The organism is Caballeronia arationis, assembly GCF_001544975.2.
Taxonomy (GTDB): domain Bacteria; phylum Pseudomonadota; class Gammaproteobacteria; order Burkholderiales; family Burkholderiaceae; genus Caballeronia; species Caballeronia arationis.
The window spans coordinates 1-739 of the sequence record NZ_FCOG02000554.1; the positions used below are offsets into that span (position 1 = coordinate 1).

1 pseudogene is annotated in these 739 nt (G+C 64.8%); it reads right to left on the minus strand.

Annotated features, from left to right (window positions below):
• Positions 1–739, minus strand: a pseudogene (locus AWB81_RS43800) (thiamine pyrophosphate-requiring protein); the annotation flags it as partial.

Below are 739 nucleotides of genomic sequence, written 5' to 3' on the forward strand. Positions count from 1 at the left end.
CGCTTTTCCAGCGTCTTCCACCAGTCGGCGGTCCAGCCTTCGATCTTCTTGCGCCACGCGCGGTCCGTCTTTTCGGCGAGCAGCGGCAGCAGCGCGCGCAAGGTTTCAGCGCTATCGCCGACGAGGTTCACTTCCATCGGATAACGCAGGCTCAGCATGTCGGCCTGCAGGTCGATCTGCACTCCGCGCGCCGCGCCTTCCTTCGGCAGGAACTCCGAATACGGAAAGCCCGAGCCGATCATCAAAAGCGTGTCGCATTCCATCATCATGTCGTAGCTCGGCTTCGTGCCGAGCAGCCCGATCGAGCCTGTGACCCAGGGTAGGTCGTCGGGCAGCACGGCCTTGCCGAGCAGCGCCTTCGCGACGCACGCACCCAGCTTCTCTGCAACCGCGATGACTTCGTCGGTGGCATCGAGCGCGCCCGCACCGACGAGGATCGCCACTTTCCTGCCTTCGTTCAGGACCTCAGCGGCGCGACGCAGATCGGCGTCGTGCGGAACGACTTTCGGCGCGCTGAAGCCGACGCCGGAATGCAGCGTCCCATGCTTGCGTCCCGGCGCTTCGTACTCCAGTTCCTGCAGGTCGTTCGGCAGAATGATCGCCGTGACCTTGCGCTGCGAGAGCGCGATGCGCACAGCGCGGTCGACGAGATGGCGCACTTGCGCCGGGACGGTCGCCTGCTGCACGAACGCGCCTGCCACGTCCTTGAACATCGACACGAGATCGAGTTCCTGCTGGT